This window comes from Pseudomonas sp., from assembly GCF_049653025.1.
Lineage (GTDB): Bacteria > Pseudomonadota > Gammaproteobacteria > Pseudomonadales > Pseudomonadaceae > Aquipseudomonas.
Genome location: NZ_JBASFM010000010.1, coordinates 1 through 20,780, shown reverse-complemented (window position 1 = coordinate 20,780; position 20,780 = coordinate 1). Strand labels below are relative to the sequence as shown.

20 protein-coding genes and 3 tRNA genes are annotated in these 20,780 nt (G+C 63.5%); 19 read left to right on the top strand and 4 right to left on the bottom strand.

Going from position 1 to position 20,780, the window contains the following annotated elements; all coding sequences use genetic code 11:
• Nucleotides 1-46 precede the first annotated feature (46 nt).
• Together WBK23_RS09440 and WBK23_RS09435 are read left to right on the top strand one after the other, a co-directional pair.
• A tRNA-Arg gene (locus WBK23_RS09440) sits at nucleotides 47-123 on the top strand.
• A gap of 72 nt (nucleotides 124-195) precedes the next feature.
• Nucleotides 196-272 (top strand) — tRNA-Arg (locus tag WBK23_RS09435).
• A gap of 127 nt (nucleotides 273-399) precedes the next feature.
• Here WBK23_RS09435 and WBK23_RS09430 read toward each other — a convergent pair.
• A complete protein-coding gene (locus WBK23_RS09430; protein WP_424483721.1) occupies nucleotides 400-933 on the bottom strand; it encodes a DUF4124 domain-containing protein in 534 nt (177 codons plus the stop codon).
• A gap of 320 nt (nucleotides 934-1,253) precedes the next feature.
• On the opposite strand from WBK23_RS09430, the gene mgtE reads away from it, so the two are divergent.
• A complete protein-coding gene (mgtE, locus tag WBK23_RS09425) occupies nucleotides 1,254-2,696 on the top strand; it encodes a magnesium transporter (RefSeq protein WP_424483720.1) in 1,443 nt (480 codons plus the stop codon).
• A gap of 119 nt (nucleotides 2,697-2,815) precedes the next feature.
• Here mgtE and WBK23_RS09420 read toward each other — a convergent pair whose 3' ends face one another.
• Entirely contained in the window at nucleotides 2,816-3,133 is a 318-nt protein-coding gene (locus WBK23_RS09420; RefSeq protein ID WP_424483719.1) for an Arc family DNA-binding protein, read from the bottom strand.
• A gap of 392 nt (nucleotides 3,134-3,525) precedes the next feature.
• Here WBK23_RS09420 and phnC point away from each other — a divergent pair, with 392 nt between their 5' ends.
• The 13 genes from phnC to phnP all read left to right on the top strand — a co-directional run bounded on the left by phnC (nucleotide 3,526) and on the right by phnP (nucleotide 14,140).
• Nucleotides 3,526-4,362, top strand: coding sequence for a phosphonate ABC transporter ATP-binding protein (gene phnC / locus WBK23_RS09415; protein WP_424483718.1), 837 nt, complete (start codon nucleotides 3,526-3,528; stop codon nucleotides 4,360-4,362).
• Nucleotides 4,363-4,417: 55 nt separating this feature from the next.
• The gene (phnD, locus tag WBK23_RS09410) at nucleotides 4,418-5,422 is read left to right on the top strand and encodes a phosphonate ABC transporter substrate-binding protein (RefSeq protein WP_424483717.1); all 1,005 of its coding nucleotides are present in this window, start codon (nucleotides 4,418-4,420) and stop codon (nucleotides 5,420-5,422) included.
• 63 nt (nucleotides 5,423-5,485) lie between these two features.
• Nucleotides 5,486-6,280 carry a phosphonate ABC transporter, permease protein PhnE gene (phnE, locus tag WBK23_RS09405; protein ID WP_424483716.1) on the top strand — a complete coding sequence of 265 codons (795 nt, stop codon included), beginning with the start codon at nucleotides 5,486-5,488 and terminating at the stop codon, nucleotides 6,278-6,280.
• 36 nt (nucleotides 6,281-6,316) lie between these two features.
• A complete protein-coding gene (phnF, locus tag WBK23_RS09400) occupies nucleotides 6,317-7,021 on the top strand; it encodes a phosphonate metabolism transcriptional regulator PhnF (RefSeq protein ID WP_424483715.1) in 705 nt (234 codons plus the stop codon).
• A gap of 13 nt (nucleotides 7,022-7,034) precedes the next feature.
• Nucleotides 7,035-7,496 carry a phosphonate C-P lyase system protein PhnG gene (gene phnG, locus WBK23_RS09395; RefSeq protein ID WP_424483714.1) on the top strand — a complete coding sequence of 154 codons (462 nt, stop codon included), beginning with the start codon at nucleotides 7,035-7,037 and terminating at the stop codon, nucleotides 7,494-7,496.
• Nucleotides 7,496-8,107 (top strand): phosphonate C-P lyase system protein PhnH, encoded by a 612-nt coding sequence (gene phnH / locus WBK23_RS09390; RefSeq protein ID WP_424483713.1) that lies wholly within the window; start codon nucleotides 7,496-7,498, stop codon nucleotides 8,105-8,107. Before phnG ends, phnH begins: the two co-directional genes overlap by 1 nt.
• Entirely contained in the window at nucleotides 8,107-9,198 is a 1,092-nt protein-coding gene (locus WBK23_RS09385; protein ID WP_424483712.1) for a carbon-phosphorus lyase complex subunit PhnI, read from the top strand. The genes phnH and WBK23_RS09385 overlap by 1 nt, the downstream gene beginning before the upstream one ends.
• Nucleotides 9,195-10,073: an alpha-D-ribose 1-methylphosphonate 5-phosphate C-P-lyase PhnJ gene (locus tag WBK23_RS09380; RefSeq protein ID WP_424483711.1), complete on the top strand. Its 879-nt coding sequence runs from the start codon at nucleotides 9,195-9,197 to the stop codon at nucleotides 10,071-10,073. Before WBK23_RS09385 ends, WBK23_RS09380 begins: the two co-directional genes overlap by 4 nt.
• A complete protein-coding gene (gene phnK, locus WBK23_RS09375) occupies nucleotides 10,070-10,879 on the top strand; it encodes a phosphonate C-P lyase system protein PhnK (protein WP_424483710.1) in 810 nt (269 codons plus the stop codon). The genes WBK23_RS09380 and phnK overlap by 4 nt, the downstream gene beginning before the upstream one ends.
• Nucleotides 10,880-10,961: 82 nt before the next feature.
• Nucleotides 10,962-11,687, top strand: coding sequence for a phosphonate C-P lyase system protein PhnL (phnL, locus tag WBK23_RS09370; RefSeq protein ID WP_424483709.1), 726 nt, complete (start codon nucleotides 10,962-10,964; stop codon nucleotides 11,685-11,687).
• The gene (locus WBK23_RS09365) at nucleotides 11,677-12,822 is read left to right on the top strand and encodes an alpha-D-ribose 1-methylphosphonate 5-triphosphate diphosphatase (protein WP_424483708.1); all 1,146 of its coding nucleotides are present in this window, start codon (nucleotides 11,677-11,679) and stop codon (nucleotides 12,820-12,822) included. The genes phnL and WBK23_RS09365 overlap by 11 nt, the downstream gene beginning before the upstream one ends.
• On the top strand, nucleotides 12,822-13,385 hold the full coding sequence (gene phnN, locus WBK23_RS09360; RefSeq protein ID WP_424483707.1) for a phosphonate metabolism protein/1,5-bisphosphokinase (PRPP-forming) PhnN: 564 nt from the start codon (nucleotides 12,822-12,824) through the stop codon (nucleotides 13,383-13,385). The genes WBK23_RS09365 and phnN overlap by 1 nt, the downstream gene beginning before the upstream one ends.
• The gene (gene phnP / locus WBK23_RS09355; protein ID WP_424483706.1) at nucleotides 13,376-14,140 is read left to right on the top strand and encodes a phosphonate metabolism protein PhnP; all 765 of its coding nucleotides are present in this window, start codon (nucleotides 13,376-13,378) and stop codon (nucleotides 14,138-14,140) included. Before phnN ends, phnP begins: the two co-directional genes overlap by 10 nt.
• Nucleotides 14,141-14,403: 263 nt before the next feature.
• Here the strand turns inward: phnP and WBK23_RS09350 are convergent, their stop codons facing one another.
• Nucleotides 14,404-14,871: an Lrp/AsnC family transcriptional regulator gene (locus WBK23_RS09350; protein ID WP_069517010.1), complete on the bottom strand. Its 468-nt coding sequence runs from the start codon at nucleotides 14,869-14,871 to the stop codon at nucleotides 14,404-14,406.
• A gap of 201 nt (nucleotides 14,872-15,072) precedes the next feature.
• Here WBK23_RS09350 and WBK23_RS09345 point away from each other — a divergent pair, with 201 nt between their 5' ends.
• Both WBK23_RS09345 and WBK23_RS09340 read left to right on the top strand, forming a co-directional pair.
• Nucleotides 15,073-18,540, top strand: a complete 3,468-nt coding sequence (locus WBK23_RS09345; protein ID WP_424483705.1) for an indolepyruvate ferredoxin oxidoreductase family protein — start codon at nucleotides 15,073-15,075, stop codon at nucleotides 18,538-18,540.
• A 78-nt stretch (nucleotides 18,541-18,618) separates the two neighbouring features.
• Nucleotides 18,619-19,671 (top strand): Leu/Phe/Val dehydrogenase, encoded by a 1,053-nt coding sequence (locus WBK23_RS09340; RefSeq protein WP_424483704.1) that lies wholly within the window; start codon nucleotides 18,619-18,621, stop codon nucleotides 19,669-19,671.
• Between the two features lie 22 nt (nucleotides 19,672-19,693).
• Here the strand turns inward: WBK23_RS09340 and WBK23_RS09335 are convergent, their stop codons facing one another.
• A complete protein-coding gene (locus tag WBK23_RS09335) occupies nucleotides 19,694-20,173 on the bottom strand; it encodes a GNAT family N-acetyltransferase (RefSeq protein WP_424483703.1) in 480 nt (159 codons plus the stop codon).
• A 252-nt stretch (nucleotides 20,174-20,425) separates the two neighbouring features.
• On the opposite strand from WBK23_RS09335, the gene WBK23_RS09330 reads away from it, so the two are divergent.
• Nucleotides 20,426-20,500: transfer RNA gene (locus tag WBK23_RS09330), tRNA-Arg, on the top strand.
• The last annotated feature ends 280 nt before the right edge of the window (nucleotides 20,501-20,780 follow it).

Here is a 20,780-nt window from a genome sequence, read left to right as displayed (position 1 = left end):
GCCATTTTGTTTCAGCCAGCGGTGATCTGGTTAAAAAGCGCCATTTGCACTCATAGCTCAGCTGGATAGAGTACTCGGCTACGAACCGAGCGGTCGGAGGTTCGAATCCTCCTGAGTGCACCAAATCGGAATGGCTTGCAGCGATGCAAGCCATTTTGTTTCAGCCAGCGGTGATCTGGTTAAAAAGCGCCATTTGCACTCATAGCTCAGCTGGATAGAGTACTCGGCTACGAACCGAGCGGTCGGAGGTTCGAATCCTCCTGAGTGCACCAAACAAGAAGGGCCTGCAGCGATGCAGGCCCTTTTTTTATGGCTTGCCTCCCTCCACGGCGACGACCCTGCGGGCCGTCGCTGTGCGACGTTTAAAATGACGCCTGGTCATTTTCTTAGCTACCCAATTCAGCGTTTGGCTTTGGCTTTGGCTTTGGCTTTGGCTTTGGCTTTGGCCTTGCCTTTGACGCAGCCTGCTTCATCGAAGCTGACGTTGCGCTTGTTGCCTTTCTTGCCCTGATAAACGTAGCGCGTCTGGCCGTTCTGCTCGTTGACCTTGTCAGGCTTGCCGAGGCTGCTTTCGACGTCGGCGCGGCTCATGCCCAGGCGTATCTGCTGCTTGATGATGGCCACGCGCCGTTCGCTGCTGCTCAGGTGGTTGCCACAGCCGTCCTGCTTGACGCCGATTACCACCAGTTCGCGCTCGTTCTTCTGTTTGCCGCTGTGCGATGCCTTGCGCGGCTTGGCCAGTGGCACGGGCTTGCCGCTACCGGGTGTGGGATTGAAGGCCTGCTGCACCAGCTGCTTATGCTCGCTGGGGCAGCCTTGTCGGGTGAAGGTGATATGGCCTTTGGCATCTTCGCAGCGGAACACGCTGGAGCTGAGTACGGGTGCCGGGCAAAGCAGAATGGCGCAGAAAGCTGCGCAGCGCAGTCCATGCATAGTGCGTCCTCCTTGACGATCCATTGGCCAAGGGTAGCCGATGCGTTTGCAAGCGCCAGGCGTGCCTCGCGCAGGTTCTGCTGCGTCGCAGTTGCAGGCAGGAAAATACTTAGGTTTGCGTTGCAAGCGCTTGTTCTAGGCTTGTTTTTGTCACATGCAAAGCGCTTGCGCGGTGGTATCATTCGCCGCGTCAGCCCCGCCGGGGCTTGTGGAACACCACCATGGACTTACCCAGTAGTTACTCTGAATCTCGATTGTGCAATCACGTGTTGACTGATTGACCCCTGTGGCGTGCGCTGCCGCTGGGGGTGGAGCGCGCCATGACTGAAGTAGAAGCAAAAAAACCGCAAGAAAGCCTGCAGGACCGCCTGGCTCAGGTCGTCGAACTGCTGCATCGGCACAAGCTGGTCGAAGACCTGACTCATCGTCAGGAAGGCCAGCATCATGATCGGGTGGAAAACCTGGTCCATCGGCAGAACCTCGCCGAATTGCAGCGCAAGCTCGATGAGCTGCACTCTGCCGACGTTGCCCACATCCTCGAAGCCTTGCCGCTTGGCGACCGTCTGACCATCTGGCAGCTGGTCAAGGTCGAGCGCGACGGTGACATCCTCCTCGAAGTGTCCGATGCGGTGCGCGAGACCCTGCTCGCGGACATGGATGACCATGAAATTCTCGCGGCGGCCAAGGAGATGGACGCCGACGAACTGGCCGACCTGGCCTCCGAGCTGCCGCGCGACGTCGTCCATGAGCTGATGGAAACCCTCGACGCGCAGCAGCGCGAGCGGGTGCGTTCGGCCTTGTCCTATGAAGAGGAGCAGGTCGGCGCGCTGATGGACTTCGAGATGGTCACCATCCGCGAAGACGTCAGCCTGGAAGTGGTGTTGCGCTACCTGCGCCGCCTCAAGGAGCTGCCTGGGCATACCGACAAGCTGTTCGTGGTCGACTACGACGGCGTGCTCAAGGGTGTGCTGCCGGTCAAGCGCCTGCTGGTCAATGACCCGGAGAAGCTGGTCAGCGAGGTCATGGCCACCGATCCGGTGAGTTTCCATCCGGATGAAGATGCCGGCGACGCCGCCCAGGCATTCGAGCGTTATGACCTGATTTCCTCGCCGGTGGTGGACAAGAACGGCAAGCTGATTGGCCGTCTGACCATCGATGAAATGGTCGACCTGATTCGTGAGGAGAGCGAGAACGAAGTCCTCAACATGGCCGGTCTGCGCGAAGAGGAAGACATCTTCGCCTCGGTGTGGAAATCCCTGCGCAACCGCTGGGCTTGGCTGGCAATCAACCTGGTCACGGCGTTTATGGCGTCGCGGGTCATCGGCCTGTTCGAGGGTTCCATTGAGAAGCTGGTGGCCCTGGCCGCTCTGATGCCGATTGTGGCCGGTATTGGTGGCAACTCGGGTAATCAGACCATCACCATGATCGTCCGTGCCATGGCGCTGGACCAGGTCAGTACCGGCAATACCGGGCGGCTGATCCGCAAGGAGCTGGGTGTTGGTCTGGTCAATGGCGTGGTCTGGGGTGGGGTGATCGGCGCGGTGGCCTTCTTGCTCTATGGCAGCTGGTCACTGGGGGTGGTGATGACCGCCGCGATGATCCTGAACCTGCTGCTGGCTGCCCTGATGGGGGTGCTTATCCCCATGACGCTGGTGCGCATGGGGCGGGATCCGGCCATGGGGGCCAGTGTGATGATTACCGCCGTGACCGACAGTGGTGGCTTCTTTATCTTCCTGGGTTTGGCGAGCCTGTTCCTGCTTTAGTGGCGTCGACTGCGCTCGCCCATGGATGGGGTGAGCGACGACGCAAGAGCCGTCCGATCAGGCGGTTCTTCAGGCAACAAAAAAACCGGCCATTGGCCGGTTTTTTCGTTTAGGGGCTATCAGGCTTCTTCGGCGGCCATCTCGGCGTCGTGAGCGATCAATGCCACCAGGGCATTCTGCTGGCGGCGCGACAGCTGGCGGAAGCGTTGCAGCAGCTCGCGCTCATGTAGGGACAGCTCGGGGCTGTCGAGGCGCATGTTGAGGTCATCACTCAGAGCGCTTTCCTGGAGCATGCTTTGCTCGAGGCGAGCAATGATCTCCGAGTTCATGCTGCGGTGATGGTTGCGTGCGACATCCGCAATACGTTCGCGCATGCCATCGGGCAGGCGAACTACGAATTTGTCAGCGGTGCGGCTGGAATAGAGTGCTGGTTTCATAGGGCGCGTACATTAAACCGGTTAGTTCAGGAAAGCGATACTGGCAATGGGCTATAGGATTGTCACCGGTTTGACCACCTTTAGCACTAACCGTTCAGCCAGAAAGCCATGCGAATCTCTTGTGACCTGCCAGTCGCCTGGTCGACAAATTGACGCCAATTACGTGCCGTATTTTGCGTGGGGTACAGGCGTTTTGCCAGCACCAGTCATCAGAAATGCGCCGTATTGGGCAAAAAGCAAGAATATTCGGCGCTGCGTAGAAAAAACTTAAAGCAATGGTCACGTGAGTGTCATGGCCCATTAATCGGCCTGACACAGGATTTGCCTACCTTGGTCTACACCAGAAGGCGGCCTCAGGCCGCGGTGTAACCGCTAATAAAAGGAGGCATTCCATGAGCGCAGTGATCCGGGTCGAGAGCCTGAACAAGACGTTCGGCGGCAAGCAGGCGCTGTTCGACCTGGCGCTGTCTGTCGAACCCGGTGAAATGGTGGCGCTGATCGGAGCCTCCGGTTCCGGCAAGTCGACCTTGCTGCGGCATGTTGCCGGCCTGGCCTGCTGTGATCGCACGGGTGGCGGTAGCATCGAGGTGCTGGGGCGGCAGGTGCAGGAGCAGGGGCGTCTGAATGGTGAGGTGCGCCGTCTGCGTGCCGACATCGGCTATATCTTTCAGCAGTTCAATCTGGTCGGCCGCCTTAGCGTATTGCAGAACGTGCTGCTCGGTTGCCTGGGGCGCATGCCGCGCTGGCGTGGCACCTTGAGCTGGTTCAATGCTGAAGAACAGCAGCGTGCGCTGCAGGCATTGGCCCGCGTTGGCCTGGCCGATCTGGCCATGCAGCGCGCCTCGACCCTGTCCGGTGGCCAGCAGCAGCGCGTGGCGATTGCCCGCGCCCTGTGCCAGCGCGCCAAGGTGATTCTGGCCGATGAGCCGATCGCCTCGCTCGACCCCGAGTCGGCGCGCAAGGTCATGCAGATTCTCGCCGACATCAACCGTGAAGACGGCACCACCGTGGTGGTCACCCTGCATCAGGTCGACTACGCCATGCGCTATTGCCAGCGCGCCGTGGCCCTGAAAGCGGGGCGTATTCATTTCGACGGTGCGGCCGCCGAGCTGCATCCCAACTTCCTCAATGATCTCTATGGTGCCGAACTTGCCGTAGAGCCGCTGCCGACGGCCAAGCCGCGTCGTCCGCGCCCGCCAAAAGTGCCGCTGAGCCTGGCCAAGGCCTGAGCCGCAACGCTGTTACGCCAACCCCGTATGCCCATCCGCACTAGGAGTGCTTTGCATGTTCAAACGTATCAGTCGCGTTCTTGCCGCGTCCACGCTGCTTGCCGGCTCGGTTCTGGGTGCTGCCCAGGCCGCTGAGCAGGAGGTCAATTTCGGCATCATTTCCACCGAGTCGTCGCAAAACCTGAAAAGCATGTGGGACCCCTTCCTGGCGGACATGGGTCAGCAGACTGGCCTGAAGATCAACGCCTTCTTCGCCCCGGACTATGCCGGGATCATCCAGGGCATGCGCTTCGACAAGGTCGATGTGGCCTGGTACGGCAACAAGGCGGCGATGGAAGCGGTGGACCGCGCCGGTGGGCAGATCTTCGCCCAGACCGTGGCGGCCAACGGCACCCAGGGTTACTACAGCCTGATGGTGACGCACAAGGACAGCCCGCTCACCTCGATCGCCGACATGCTGAAAGTCGCCAAGAGCCTGACCTTCGCCAACGGCGACCCGAACTCCACCTCGGGCTACCTGGTACCGGGCTACTACGTGTTCGCCCAGAACAATGTCGATGCCAACAAGATCTTCAAGCGCGCGATGAACGGCAGCCATGAAGTCAACGCGCTGTCGGTGGCCAACAAGCAGGTCGATGTCGGCACTTTCAACAGTGAGGGCATGGAGCGTCTGCAAGTCACCGCGCCGGATAAAGCCGCGCAGCTGAAGGTGATCTGGACCTCGCCGCTGATCCCGTCCGACCCGATGGTGTGGCGCAAGAACCTCGACGACGCCAGCAAGAACAAGCTGCGCGAATTCTTTATGACTTACGGCGACGAGCCGGCCGAGCAGAAAGTCCTGGCTGGTCTGCAGTGGGCCAAGTTCAAGGCTTCCGATGACGATCAGCTGCTGCCGATCCGCCAGCTGGAATTGTTCAAGAAGCGCACCGAAGTCGCCAGCAACGAAAAGCTCAATGCCGCTGAAAAGCAGGCTCAACTCAAAGAGCTGGATGCCGAGTTGGCCAAGCTGGAAAAGCGCATGGCTGAAATCGCCCAGAAGAGCCCCGCCAGCGCCGGTTAACCGCAGTGCTCGGCCCGTTCGCGAGGGCGGGTCGAGCGCATCTGCTTTATTCGAGACGTAGTTATGACCACCTTGACCACCGTTGCCATGCCTGAAGTGACCGCTAAACGTGGCTGGATGCAGCTGCTCGGCTGGGGGCTGTTTTGCGCCGTACTGGCCTGGTCCTGGCAGGGCGCGGAAATGAACCCGCTGGCCCTGATCCGCGACTCCGGCAACATGGCGACCTTCGCCGCGGACTTCTTTCCGCCGGATTTCAGCAACTGGGAGCTGTACCTCAAGGAGATGGTCGTCACCGTGCAGATCGCCCTGTGGGGCACGGTGCTGGCGATTGTCTGCGCCATTCCCTTAGGGATTCTCTGCGCCGAGAACATCGCGCCCTGGTGGGTTTACCAGCCGATCCGGCGGGTGATGGATGCCTGCCGTTCGATCAATGAAATGGTCTTCGCCATGCTCTTCGTGGTGGCGGTTGGCCTCGGTCCATTCGCCGGTGTACTGGCGCTGTTTATCGGCACCACCGGGGTGTTGGCCAAACTCTTTGCCGAGGCGGTCGAGGCCATCGACCCGGGCCCTGTTGAAGGGGTGCGCGCCACTGGCGCGAGCGCCTTGCAGGAAGTCATCTACGGGGTCATTCCGCAGGTGCTGCCACTGTGGATTTCCTACTCGCTGTACCGCTTCGAGTCCAACGTGCGCTCGGCCACCGTGGTCGGCATGGTCGGCGCGGGTGGTATCGGGGTGATCCTCTGGGAGGCGATTCGCGGCTTCCAGTTCGCCCAGACCGGTGCCTTGCTGATCGTGATCATTCTGGTGGTGAGCCTGCTCGACATCGTCTCGCAGCGCCTGCGCAAGCAATTTATCTGACGGAGATCGGGCATCTGCGGATGCCCTTTATTAGCCATGCACTTGTCTAGACAAGCCGAACCGCTGTACCGCGAACTGGCTGCTGTGCTGCGCGATGAGCTGCAGCGCATGAGCCCAGGCGATTACCTGCCGGCCGAGGTGCAGCTGGCCGCGCGCTTTGCGGTCAACCGCCACACCCTGCGCCGCGCGGTGGATGAACTGGTGCTCGAAGGCCGCCTGTTGCGCCAGCAGGGCAAGGGCACGCGGGTGCTGGCCAAGCCGCTGGTCTACCCCATGCAGGCCGGCAGTGCCTACAGCGCGTCGCTGTCGGCGCTCGGCCAGCAGGTCGAAGCGCAGCTGCTGGAGCGCCGCCTGCGCCAGGCCAGTTTCGAGGAGCGCGAGCACCTGCAGCTGGACGGTGGCGCACAGCTGCTGGAGCTGAGCACCCTGCGCCTGATCGAGGGCCAGCCGGTCAGCCTGATCCGACATGCCTTCAGCACGGTCTATGCCGACCTGCTGGCCGACTACCAGGGCGGTTCGCTGCGCCAGTACCTGACGGCGCGTGAACTGCCGCTGAGCCGCACCTTCAGCCTGATTGGCGCACGCCTGCCCAGCCGTGACGAGGCCGCGCGCCTGTTGATGCCACGCCACGCGCCGTTGCTCAGCGTGCAAACCCTTTCCTGCGATCTGGCCGGGCGGCCGGTGGAGCTGTCGCTTTCGACCAGCCGCGCCGACCGCTTTCAGTTCCAGATCGCCCTTTGATGGAGGCTTGTTGATGACCTGCAACCTGCTGCACAGCGATCCGCAGATCGCCACCCGCCAGCGCTGGATGGGCGTGCTCGCCCGCGCCGGCAGCCGCCTGGCGGCCTACGAGGCGGCGCTGAAGGAGGCCGAGTACCGCCTGATCCGTGCCCCGGAAATCGGCATGAGCCTGGTGCGTGGGCGCATGGGCGGCACCGGCAGCCCCTTCAACCTCGGTGAGATGAGCGTGACCCGTTGCGTGGTGCGCCTGGCCGATGGCCGCACCGGTTACAGCTACGTGGCTGGCCGCGACAAGCAGCATGCCGAACTGGCGGCCCTGGCCGACGCCCATTTGCAGGGGGCCGAGCAGCAGTACTGGCTGAGCCGGCTGATCGAGCCGCTAGCCGCTGAGCAACGTGCCCAACAAGCGGCCAAGGCCGCCGCAACCGCAACCACCCAGGTGGAATTTTTCACCCTGGTCAGAGGAGAAGACTGATGAATGCGGCGAATAGCTCGCAATGGCTGCAACCGGCTTTCAACGACCCGGTGCTGGATGCGCAGACCAGCTTCCGCAGCGCCCTCAAAGCCCTGGCCGAGCCGGGCCTGGTGCAACCGCTGAACCGCGCGTTGGCCTTGGAAAACCTCCATCCGGCGACCTATGCCCTGTGCCTGGCGTTTCTCGATGGCGACACGCCGCTGTGGCTGGCCCCGCGTTTCGATACCCCGGCGATTCGCGCCAACCTGGCGTTCCACTGCGGCTGCCCGATTGTCGCCGAGCGTGAACTGGCGCTGTTTGCCCTGCTCGATGAAGCCGAGCTGGATGACCTGTCGGCCTTCGACAATGGCAGCGAGCGCTACCCGGACCAGTCCTGCACCCTGTTGATCCAGCTGGCGGCGCTCAGCGCCGGTCCGGCATTGCGCTGGCGCGGGCCGGGGATCAAGGACGTGCGCTGTGTCGAGTTGCCGCTGCCGGCGGCGTTCTGGCAGCAGCGCCAGGCGCGCAGTGCCTTTCCCCGTGGCCTGGATGCCTTCTTCGCTGCTGGCGAGCAGGTCATCGGCCTGCCGCGCAGCACCCGCGTGCTGCTGAATGCCGAGGAGGCTGCCTGATGTACGTCGCCGTCAAAGGTGGCGAACGCGCCATCGACAATGCCCACCTGCTGCTGGCGAAGAAACGCCGCGGCGATACCGCGATTCCCGAACTCAGCGTCGAGCAGGTGCGCGAGCAGATGCCCCTGGCCGTGGCCCGGGTGATGAGCGAAGGCTCGCTGTACGACCCGCAGTTGGCGGCCCTGGCGATCAAGCAGGCGGCCGGTGACCTGATGGAAGCGATCTTCCTGTTACGCGCCTACCGCACTACGCTGCCGCGTTTCGGCGCGAGTGCCGCGCTGGACACCACGCAAATGCAGCTGAGTCGGCGCATCTCGGCCACCTTTAAGGACCTGCCCGGCGGCCAGCTGCTCGGCCCGACCTTCGACTACAGCCACCGCCTGCTGGATTTCGCCCTGCTCGCCGAAGGCGAGCAGCCGGGGCCGCAGGTCGATCCGCAGGCTGAACTGTCGCCGTGCCCACGGGTGCTGGATTTTCTTGCCGATGAAGGCCTGATGGCCCGCGAGGAAGATGACGACGCCGCCGTGCCGGATATCACCCGCGAGCCGCTGGATTTTCCCGCCAGCCGCGCCCAGCGCTTGCAGGCCCTGGCCCGTGGCGATGAGGGCTTCCTCCTGGCGCTGGGTTATTCCACCCAGCGCGGCTACGGGCGCAATCACCCCTTTGCCGGGGAGATCCGCATCGGCGAGGTCGAGGTCTGGCTGCAGCCGGAGGAGCTCGGCTTTGCCGTGCCGTTGGGCGATATCGAGGTGACCGAGTGCGAGATGGTCAACCAGTTCGTCGGCGGTAAGGGCATCGACGCGCAGTTTACCCGTGGCTACGGTCTGGCCTTCGGCTATGCCGAGCGCAAGGCCATGGGCATGGCCCTGGTCGACCGCTCGCTGCGCGCTACGGAGTACGCCGAAGAGGTGGAAGGCCCGGCGCAGCAGGAAGAGTTCGTGCTGATGCACTGCGACAACGTCGAGGCCGCCGGCTTCGTCTCGCACCTGAAGTTGCCGCACTACGTCGACTTCCAATCCGAGCTGGAGCTGATTCGCAAACTGCGCAAGCAGGCGTGCGAGCAGCCGGCCGCCGAGGAGCAACGCGCATGAATGCCCAGGCCCAAACCCAGTCCGCTACCGAGGTTGGCTATAACTTCGCCTATCTCGATGAGCAGACGAAAAGAATGATCCGCCGTGGCCTGCTCAAGGCGGTGGCGATTCCCGGTTATCAGGTGCCGTTCGGTGGCCGCGAGATGCCGCTGCCCTATGGTTGGGGCACCGGCGGCATGCAGCTGACCGCGGCGATTCTCGGTGCCGAGGATGTGCTTAAGGTGATCGACCAGGGTGCGGACGACACCACCAACGCGGTGTCGATTCGGCGTTTCTTCGCCCGCACCGCCGGGGTTCGAACCACCACTCGCACCCCCGAGGCGACAGTGATCCAGACCCGCCACCGCATCCCGGAAACGCCGCTGAGCGGCGAGCAGATCATGGTCTACCAGGTGCCGATCCCCGAGCCGCTGCGCTTTATCGAGCCCTCGGAAACCGAGACCCGCACCATGCATGCGCTGGAGGATTACGGCGTGATGCACGTCAAGCTGTACGAGGACATCGCCACCTTCGGCCATATCGCCACCAGCTACGCCTACCCGGTGACGGTGGACGAGCGCTACGTGATGGACCCATCGCCCATCCCCAAATTCGACAACCCCAAGCTGCACATGAGCCCGGCGCTGATGCTGTTCGGTGCCGGCCGCGAGAAGCGCCTGTACGCCGTTCCGCCGTTTACCCGGGTGGTGAGCCTGGATTTCGCCGATCACCCGTTCGCGATCCAGCGCTGGGAGGAATGCTGCGCCTTCTGTGGCAGCCGCGACTCCTACCTGGACGAGCTGATCGTCGACGACGCCGGCAGCAAACGCTTCGTCTGCTCCGACACCGATTACTGCATGCAACGCCGTGATCTTGAAGAGGAGGGCGCGCAATGAGTGCTGCCGAGAAGTTGCACCTGCACACCGACACGGCGCAGCCGCTGTTTAGCGTGCGTGAGCTGACCCGCCTGTACGGCCCGGAGAAGGGCTGCCAGGGCGTCTCGTTCGACCTGTATCCGGGCGAAGTGCTGGGCATCGTCGGCGAGTCCGGCTCGGGCAAGTCGACCCTGCTTAGTCTGCTCTCCGGGCGCTGCCCGCCGGATCGCGGTTCAGTCAGTTATCGCGATACGGCCGGCAACTGGGTCGATCTATACAGCGCCAGTGAAGCGCAGCGCCGCACGCTGCTGCGCACCGAGTGGGGCTTTGTCGAGCAGAACCCGCGTGACGGCCTGCGTATGGGCGTATCGGCCGGGGCGAATATCGGCGAGCGGCTGATGGCCCAAGGTGTGCGCCATTACGGCGAACTGCGCGCGGCCGGCATCGACTGGCTGAAACAGGTGGAGATCGACCCGCTGCGCATCGACGACCTGCCGCGCACCTTCTCCGGCGGCATGCAGCAGCGCTTGCAGATCGCCCGCAACCTGGTCTCCAGCCCGCGGCTGATCTTTATGGACGAGCCCACCGGCGGCCTCGATGTGTCGGTGCAGGCGCGTTTGCTCGACCTGTTGCGCGGCCTGGTGCGCGAGCTGGACCTGGCGGTGGTGATCGTCACCCACGACCTGGCGGTGGCGCGCCTGCTGGCGGACCGGCTGATGGTGATGCGCCGCTCTCATGTGGTCGAGGCCGGGCTGACCGACCAGATTCTCGATGACCCGCAGCATCCTTATTCGCAGCTTTTGGTGTCGTCTGTCCTGCAGCCTTAGTTCCGTCATGTGGGAGGGGCTTTAGCCGCGATCAGCGTTATCGCGGCTAAAGCCCCTCCCACAAGCGCAGAGAGTGTTAACCATGAATACGCTTATCGAGGTCTCCGACCTCAGCAAGACCTTCACCCTGCATCAGCAGCACGGAGTGGTGCTGAATGTATTGAGCGGGCTGAACTTCAGCGTGCGCGCCGGCGAGTGCCTGGTGCTGCACGGCCAATCCGGTGCTGGCAAGTCGACCTTGCTGCGCACCCTGTACGGCAATTACCTGGCCGCTGGCGGCAGCATTCGCGTGTTGCACAACGGCGAATGGGTCGAGCTGGTCGGCGCAGAACCGCGCCAGGTGCTGGCGGTACGCCGGCAGACGCTGGGCTATGTCAGCCAGTTTCTGCGGGTGATTCCCCGTGTCGCCACCTTGGATGTGGTGATGGAGCCTGCCCTGGCTCGTGGCTGGAGCAAGGCTGACGCCGAGGCGCGGGCGCAAAGCCTGCTCAGCCGGCTGAATATCCCGCAGGCCCTGTGGCAACTGGCCCCCGGCACCTTCTCCGGTGGCGAGCAACAGCGGGTGAATATCGCCCGCGGCTTTATGGTCGCCTGGCCCTTGCTGCTGCTGGATGAGCCCACCGCCTCGCTGGACGACGCCAACCGCCAGGTGGTGCTGCAGCTGATCGATGAGGCCAAGGCTGCCGGCAGCGCTCTGATCGGCATCTTCCACGACCGCGCCGCCCGCGAGGCGGTGGCCGATCGTTACCTCGACATGAGCCAGGATATGAGCGCTGCGGCGCAGCAGGAGTATGTATATGCCGGTTGAACAGATTCTCACCAACGCACGGGTGGTGACGGCCGAGCAGGAGTTTGTCGGCACCCTGGTGCTGCGTGACGGCCTGATTGCCCAGGTGGAAGAGGGCGTCAGCGGCTTGCCCCAGGCGCAGAACCTGGGGGGCGATTACCTGCTGCCGGGCCTGGTCGAGTTGCATACCGACAACCTGGAAAAATACATGAGCCCACGGCCCGGGGTGGACTGGCCGTCGGCCTCGGCGGTGCTGACCCACGACGCGCAGATCGTCTCGGCGGGCATCACCACGGTGTTCGATGCCCTGGCCATCGGCGACGTCAACCCGCGCGGCAAGCGTATGCAGCAGCTGCCGGCCATGCTCGAGGCCATTGCCGCGGCCGCCGCCGCCGGGCATACCCGCGCCGACCACCGCCTGCACTTGCGCTGCGAGCTGTGCCACCCGGACACCCTGGCGGTGTTCCGCGATCTGGTGGAGCACCCGCAGGTGGCCCTGGTGTCGGTGATGGACCACTCACCGGGCCAACGCCAGTTTGCCAAGGAAGACAAATACCGCGAGTACTACATGGGTAAATACCACCTCAGCGCCGCCGAGATGGATGCCTTTATTCAGGAGCAGGTGGCCAACTCCCTGGAATTCAGCGACCGCCAGCGCCGCGCGATTGTCGAAGCCTGCCATGCCCGTGGCCTGTCGGTGGCCAGCCACGACGACGCGACCCTGGCTCATGTGCAGGAGTCGGCCGGCTTCGGCATGTCCATCGCCGAATTCCCGACCACCCTGGAGGCGGCCAGGGCCAGCCACGAGCTGGGCCTCAAGGTGCTGATGGGCGCGCCGAACATCGTTCGCGGTGGCTCGCATTCGGGCAATATCGCCGCCGCCGAACTGGCTCGGCATGGCGTGCTGGATATCCTCTCCAGCGACTATTACCCGGCCAGCCTGCTGCAGGCCGCGTTGCTGCTGGCCGGGCAGGACAATGGCTATGATCTGCCGCGGGCGATTGCCACTGTCAGCCGCGCCCCGGCGCAGGCCGCCGGGCTGCATGATCGCGGCGAGATTCGCGTGGGCCTGCGTGCCGACCTGGTGCAGGCGCAGGTGCATAATGGCCAGGCGGTGATCCAGCAAGTCTGGCGACAAGCGAAAAGGGTGTTCTGATGCGCGGCCGGTTGATCTATCTGATGGGGCCTTCGGGCTCGGGCAAGGACAGCCTGTTGCATGCCGCGCGTGAGCGCCTGGCCGAGCGCGGCTGCATGATCGCCCGGCGGGTGATTACCCGTTCGGCGGAAGCGCTGGGCGAGGACGCCATCGGCGTGTCGCCGACCGAGTTCGACCAGCAGGAGGCCGCCGGCGCTTTTGCCCTGAGCTGGCGCGCCAACGGCCTGGCCTATGGCATCCCGCGGCAGATCGATGACTGGCTGGCGGCGGGGCAGGATGTGCTGGTCAATGGCTCGCGGGCGTATCTGCCGCAGGCGCGGCAGCGCTATCCCGAGCTGATCGGCATTCTCCTCACGGTCGATCTCGAGGTGCTGCGCGAGCGTCTGCTGGCCCGCGGCCGGGAAACGCCGGAGCAGATCGAGCAGCGCCTGGCGCGTAATGCACTGTTCGACACGGCCAGCGCCGAACGCGAGGGCCTGCATGTGCTGGATAACTCCAGGCGTCTCGAGCGCACCCTGGACAACCTGTTGGCGCTGATCGGGGCCAGTCGCGCATGCGCCTGACCCTGCTCGGCAGCGGCGATGCGCGCCAGGTGCCGGTGTACAACTGCCACTGCGCGGCCTGCGTCAGCGCGCGGGAAAATCCTGCGCGCCGGCGTGGGCCTTGTTGCGCCCTGATCGAGTGCGGTACGCAGCGCTGGCTGATCGACTCGGGCCTGACCGATCTGTGCGAGCGCTTCCCACCCCATGGCCTGAGCGGCATTCTGCAGACCCACTATCACGCCGATCATGCCCAGGGCCTGTTGCACCTGCGCTGGGGCCAGGGCCTGAGCATTCCAGTACATGGCCCGGATGATCCCGAAGGCCTGGCCGATTTGTACAAACACCCGGGCATTCTCGATTTCAGCCAGCCGTTTGCCGCGTTCGAGCGTCGCCAGTTGGCGGAGCTGAGCGTGACGGCGCTGCCGCTTAATCACTCGAAACCCACCTTCGGCTATCTATTGGAAGGGCCGACGCTGGATGGAAAAAGTCGGCGGATCGCCTACCTGACCGATACCCTCGGCGTACCCGAGGCCAGTGCCGAAGTGCTGGCGCAGGGGCCGCTGGATCTGCTGGTGCTCGATTGCTCCAGCGCACCGCAACCGGTTGCGCCGCGCAACCACAACGACCTGACCCGCGCGCTGGAGGTGATCGCGCGGCTGCAGCCGGCGCAGGCGGTGCTGACCCATATCGGCCACGGCTTCGATACCTGGCTGCTGGAACATCCCGACGCCCTGCCGGCAGGGGTTAGCCTGGCCTGCGATGGGCGAGTGCTATGAGCAGGCTGTTCGTAGGGTGGGTTAGCCGCCTACCGAGCTTGTCCGGCGTCACGCGACTTCGGGCGCGGCGTAACCCACCATCGGCACAACGCGTTCCATCGTTTGGTGGGTTACGCGCCGCGCTGTTATCGCAGTTGGATTATCGAACGCTGTTCGGCGTCGCTAACCCACCCTACGGTCTGCTGCAGTGCAGCTCGTAGCCGGATGCAATCTGGGGCGGTGTGTCGCCCATGTCCCGGATTACATCCGGGCTACAACACGGCTCAATCCAGCGGCAGCTCGGTGGTGCGTTTGACCTCGCTCATGGCGATATGCGAGTGCGCCTCGTGCACGTGCGGGCGTTGCAGCAGGTGGTCGCGCAGGAAGCGCTCGTAGCTGGCGATGTCCTTGGCCACCACCTTGAGCAGGTAGTCCGAGCCGCCGGCCATGGTGAAGCACTCCAGCACCTCGGGGTAACCGACCACCGCCTGCTCGAATTCTTCCAGGTTGCTACGCCCGTGGGCCGACAGTTTGATATCGACAAATACGGTGATGCTGAAGCCCAGTTGCTTGTGGCTGAGCAGGGCAACCTTGCGCTCGATGATGCCGTCTTCCTGCATGCGGTGAATCCGCCGCCAGCAGGGCGATTGTGACAACTCGACCTTCTCGGCGATCTCGGCGGCGGAGAGGTCGGCGTTGTGTTGCAGCAGACGGAGAATCTTTCGATCAATGGGGCTGAGTTTTTCTTGCATGACTGTGTCCAATTTTTTCTTGTTGTTGGATTAATCATGCGCAGTATCTGCAAAACGGCCAGCAAAAAGAAATAAAAAAGCGCCGCGCTCCGTTCATATTCTTGGCCATGCGCCTTGTGTGGAGATCCCGCACTAGGCTTAACGAGGTAGGCATTAACCGTTGCCACCCCAGCTCGCCAAAATAATAAAAGGAGCGCCCCAATGTCTCTGGCCGAGATCCGCCTGGATGACAAGTACCGCCTTGCTACCGGTCACCTCTACCTGACCGGCACCCAGGCGTTGACCCGTCTGCCCATGCTGCAGAAGCAACGCGACGCAGCTCATGGCTTGAATACCGCGTGCTTTATTTCAGGCTACCGTGGCTCGCCGCTGGGCAACCTCGACAAGAGCCTGTGGGACGCCAAGCAGTACCTCAAAGAAAATCACATCCACTTCCAGCCGGGCGTCAACGAGGAGTTGGCTGCCACCTCGGTGTGGGGCAGCCAGCAGACCAGCCTGTTTCCCGGTGCTCGCTACGACGGCGTATTTGCCATGTGGTACGGCAAGGGCCCGGGCGTGGACCGCTGCGGTGATGTGTTCAAGCACGGCAACTCGGCCGGCGTATCCGAGCATGGCGGCGTGCTGCTGCTGGCCGGCGACGACCATGGCTGCAAGTCTTCCAGCATCGCCAACCAGAGCGAGCATGCGTTTATTGCCGCCTCGATTCCGGTCCTCAATCCGGCCAACGTCCAGGAAATTCTCGACTACGGCATCATCGGCTGGGAGCTGTCGCGCTACAGCGGTTGCTGGGTGGCGCTGAAGACCATCGCCGAGAACGTCGACTCCTCCGCCGTGGTGGATGTCGATCCGCTGCGTATGCCGGTGAAGATTCCCGAGGACTTCCAGCTGCCGGAAGATGGCGTGTATATCCGCTGGCCGGACCCGCCCCTGGCCCAGGAAGCGCGCCTCAATACCTACAAGATCTACGCCGCGCGCGCCTTCGCCCTGGCCAACAACCTCAATCAGATCAAGCTCGATTCGCCCAACCCGCGCTTAGGGATTATCACCACCGGCAAGTCCTATCTGGACGTGCGTCAGGCTCTGGATGACCTTGGTCTGGATGAAGCGCTGTGCGCCCAGGTGGGCCTACGCGTGCTCAAGGTCGGCATGAGCTGGCCGCTGGAGCCGGTCTCGGTGCATGAATTCGCCGAGGGCCTGGACGAGATTCTGGTGGTCGAGGAAAAACGCAGCATCATCGAAGACCAGCTCACCGGTCAGCTCTACAACTGGCCCGTGGGCAAGCGCCCAGTAGTGGTTGGTGAGTTCGACGAAGCCGGCCATTCGCTGCTGCCCAACCTCTCCGAACTGACTCCGGCGATGATCGCCCGCGCCATCGCCAAGCGCCTCGCGCCGATCTACAGCAGCGCCAGCATCGACGAGCGTCTGGCCTTTCTCGCCGCCAAGGAAGCATCGCTGGCCGCGCCCAAGCACACTACCGTGCGCACACCGCATTTCTGCTCGGGTTGTCCGCACAACACCTCGACCAAACTGCCGGAAGGCAGCCGCGCCCAGGGTGGTATCGGTTGCCACTACATGACCCAGTGGATGGACCGCAACACCGACACCTTTACCCAGATGGGCGGCGAGGGCGCGACCTGGATCGGCCAGGCCCCCTTTACCGACACCCCGCATATCTTCCAGAACCTGGGTGACGGCACCTACTTCCACTCCGGCCAGCTGGCACTGCGCGCGGCCGTGGCTGCCGGGGTCAATATCACCTACAAGATTCTCTACAACGATGCGGTGGCCATGACCGGCGGCCAGCCAATCGACGGCGAGCTGCGCGTCGATCAACTGAGCCAGCAGGTGTATGCCGAAGGGGTGAAGCGCATCGCCCTGGTCACTGACGAGCCGGAGAAATACCCAACCCGCGCCACCTTCGCACCCATTGTGACCTTCCACCACCGCCGCGAGCTGGATGCGGTGCAGCGCGAGCTGCGCGAGTTCCAGGGCTGCTCGGTGATCATCTATGACCAGACCTGCGCCACCGAGAAACGCCGTCGGCGCAAACGCGGCAAGCTGGTCGACCCGCAGAAGCGTGCCTTTATCAACCCGGCGGTGTGCGAGGGCTGTGGCGATTGCAGCGTGAAATCCAACTGCCTGTCGGTGCTGCCGCTGGAAACCGAACTGGGGCGTAAGCGCGAGATCGACCAGAACTCCTGCAACAAGGATTTCAGCTGCGTCGAGGGGTTCTGCCCAAGCTTCGTCACCGTGCACGGCGGCAGCCTGCGCAAACCCACGGCGGTCGGCCATGGCGCATTGTTTATCGCCCTGCCGGAACCGCATCAGCCGGCGTTGGATCGCCCCTGGAACATCCTGCTGCCCGGTGTCGGTGGCAGCGGTGTGACCACCGTCGGCGCATTGCTGGGTATGGCTGCGCACCTTGAAGGCAAGGGCTGCAGCGTGCTCGACCAGGCCGGCCTGGCGCAGAAGTTCGGCCCGGTGGTGACCCATATTCGTGTTGCCGCCAAGCAGGACGACATCTTCGCCGTGCGCATCGCCGCCGGCGAGACCGACCTGCTGCTCGGTTGCGACCTGGTGGTGGCGGCCAGCGAAGAGGCCCTGGCCAAGCTGAACGACAAGATCGCCCATGCGGTGGTCAACAGCCATGAAGCCGCCACTGCCGAGTTCACCCGCAACCCCGATGCCCAGGTGCCGGGCGCGGCCATGCGCGAGGCGCTGACCGAGGCGGTTGGTGCAAGCAAGACTCACTTCGTCGACGCCAGCCGGCTGGCCACGCGCCTGCTCGGCGACAGCATCGCCACCAACCTGTTTATGCTCGGTTTTGCCTACCAGAAGGGCCTGGTGCCGGTATCGGCCGAGGCGATCAACAAAGCCATCGAACTCAATGCGGTGGCGGTACAGCTCAACCAACAGGCATTCCTCTGGGGCCGCCGCGCCGCGCACGATATCGCCGCGGTGGAGCGTCTGGCCAAACCGGAAGTGATCGAGGCACCGCATTGCCAGACCCTGGATGAGCTGGTTACCGACCGCGTGGTGCGCCTGACTGCCTACCAGAACGCCGCCTACGCCGAGCGCTACCGCGAGTTGGTAGCGCGGGTGCAGCAGGCCGACAAGAGCGCTGACCAAGCCCTGAGCAAGGCCGTGGCGCGTTATTACTTCAAACTGCTGGCCTACAAGGACGAGTACGAGGTGGCGCGGCTGTACAGCGACGGCAGTTTTATCCGTCAGCTAGAAGCGCAGTTCCAGGGCGACTACCGCCTGCAGTTCCACCTGGCTCCGTCCTGGCTGAGCAAGCCGGACGCCAGCACCGGCGAACCACGCAAGCGTCAGTTTGGCCCTTGGATGCTCAAGGCCTTCGGTGTGCTGGCCACGTTCAAGTTCCTGCGTGGTACCCCGCTGGACCTGTTCGGCTACAGCGCCGAGCGCAAGCTGGAGCTGCAGCTTATCGACGACTACGAGCAGAGCCTCGAGTACCTGCTCAAGGAGCTCAACGCCGACAACTACCGCAGCGCGGTGGCCCTGGCCGAATTGCCGGAGCAGATCCGCGGCTATGGCCATGTCAAGGAGCGCAGCTTGAGCAAGGCCCGCGAACAGGCGGCGCAGCTCAAGGCGCGCATGCTGGTCAGCGAGATCCAGGCGGTGCAGTTGTTCGAACCTGCGGCTTAATCCCCCTTACGCACGTTGCGGACCCTCTCCCGGTAATGGGAGAGGGGGCTGCCCTACAACCCCATTCGAGGAATTCCCATGTCCGTGTTCTCTCATATCGAGTTCGATCACCACGAGCAGGTGGTCTTTGGTCACGACCAGGCCAGCGGCCTGAAGGCCATTATCGCCATCCACAACCGCAACCTCGGCCCGGCCCTCGGTGGCTGCCGCATGTGGGCCTATGCCAATGACGATGAGGCGTTGCGCGATGTGCTGCGCCTGTCGCGCGGCATGACCTACAAATCGGCGCTGGCCAACCTGCCACTGGGTGGCGGCAAGGCGGTGATCATCGGTGATCCGCACCGTGGCAAGAGTGAGGCGCTGTTCCAGGCCATGGGTGACTTTGTCGACAGCCTCGGCGGGCGCTATATCACCGCCGCCGACTCGGGCACCGGGGTGGCGGAAATGCAGATCATGGCCGAGCGCAGTCGCCACGTGGCGGGTGCCGGGCTGCGCGACACGGTGCAGGGCGGTACGCGCAACGGCGACCCGTCGCCGTCCACTGCCTATGGGGTGTTTATCGGCATTCAGGCCGCGGTGAAACAGCGTCTGGGGCGTGATGACCTGCGTGGCCTCAAGGTGGCGATCCAGGGGGTAGGGCAGGTCGGTTTCGATCTGGCCCGGCAACTCAAGGCCGCCGGGGCCGAGCTGTGGGTCACCGACATCGTCGAGGCCAATGTGCGCCGCGCGGTCGAGCAACTGGGCGCAACGGCGGTTACCCAGCAGGCGATTTTCGGTCTGGAAGTGGATGTGTTCGCGCCGTGCGCCATGGGCGGCATCATCAACCAGCAGACCCTGGAGGTGCTGCGCGCGCCAATCATCGCCGGGGCGGCGAATAACCAGTTGGCCGACGCCGGCCTGGCCGAAGAGTTGCGCCGCCGTGGTTGCCTGTATGCGCCGGATTACGCGATCAACGCCGGCGGCATCATCGACGTCTGCTACGAGCGCACTGGCGGCAGTGCGGCGCAGTTGCAGGCGCATATCGAAGGCATCGGGGCGACGCTGGAACAGATATTCCAGCGCGCCGATGCGGCGGGTAAGACCACCGTGGAAATTGCCGATCAATTGGCCGAGGAGCGGTTCGGCCGTTAGCCGAGCCGTTGCAAATGGCTTCTTAGTCGAGCGTTAGCGCCAGGCTGATGCCATGCGGCTTGAAGTCCAGGTTGGCATAAAAGGCATGGGCGGCCTCACGGCTCTGGCTGCTGGACAACGCCAGCTTGTAGCAACCCCAGGCGCGGGCGCGTTCGATGGCTTTGCCCATCAGCGCCTGGCCAATCCCCAGGCCGCGCGCTTCGCCATCCACCACCACATCTTCAAGAATCGCCGAGCGGGCAAAGTTGTGCGCCAGGTGCTCGATCAGGTTGACCGTGCAGGTGCCGAGCAACTTGCCGTCCCGCTCGGCCACCAGCACCACGCAGCTGGCTGGCAGCTCTCTCAGGCGCAAGGCCAGCAGCTTGGCATCGGCGCGTGGCTCTTCCGGGGCCAGTTGTTGCAGCAGCGCCGCCAGTGCCGCGGCATCGGTCACGCTGGCCGCACGCAGGTTAAAGTCGGCAAAGGGCGAGTCTGGCAGGTGATGCGAGGCAGCGTGGCGCATGGCGATCTCCTCTCCTTATGACGGCCGGTTGGCAGTCAGTTGGCAGTATGGCGCGCCGATAATGGCAGCGGCATGACAAATTCGCCCAGCCTCGCTAAGATGCCGCCCGCTGGTAGCCTGTCTATCCAGCCCTGGTTCCCATAGTTCAATGGATAGAATAAGCCCCTCCTAAGGGCTAGATACTGGTTCTTATCCAATCATTGATTTACTGCACATTGAGAACGGGTAAAATCAGCGCCGCTTCATGCTCTTGTCCCCTTAGTTCAATGGATAGAATAAGCCCCTCCTAAGGGCTAGATGCTGGTTCGACCCCAGCAGGGGGCGCCATACAACCTGCATTCCTTCACTGCATATTGGTCGCGTACCGGTTGGGCTTATGTGCGTACGGGGCCAGCTCCAGTAGCATTCGATGACGAGGTCGACCATTCAGTTGGTAATGAATCGCTACGCGGGGGCTCAGCAGTCCCTCTACGCTGACCTGTGGACTACCCCCGCTCCGGTAGACATCCCCGGCCTATGCTTTGAGCATAGGAGGAAGTCTATGAGCACCCAACGATTTACCCCGGAATTCAAGGCTGAAGCTGTCAGGCAGGTCGTTGACCGAGGA